The 264-nt window shown below is 61.7% G+C and carries 1 pseudogene; it reads right to left on the bottom strand.

The features are described from left to right. Positions 1–248 (bottom strand): annotated as a pseudogene (locus QMN93_RS26200) (nuclease); the annotation flags it as partial. Positions 249–264 lie beyond the last annotated feature (16 nt).

Here is a 264-nt window from a genome sequence, read left to right as displayed (position 1 = left end):
GGCATCAGAACCCGCTCGAAGCTGGCCATCAGTTTTTCCCGCTGGCCGGGAGGCAGATCGGCCTCCGCAAACGACAGGACGCCGGAGGTGTATTTCTTCACGTAAGGCGACGCATCAATCAGCTCCCGGACTTCTTCCGGCTTCCCCTGCAGGACGCTGGCGCCTTCACGCTGCCGGTCTTTACCCAGCAGATAGTCCACCGGCCCGGCGCCACCGCCGCGACCGCGTGGATGAAATTTAACGATCATCGTCCGTTCCTTTCTC

This window comes from Enterobacter sp. R-1.6.2 (assembly GCF_035064085.1).
Lineage (GTDB): Bacteria > Pseudomonadota > Gammaproteobacteria > Enterobacterales > Enterobacteriaceae > Enterobacter > Enterobacter asburiae_B.
This window is presented reverse-complemented; position numbering and strand designations above follow the sequence as displayed.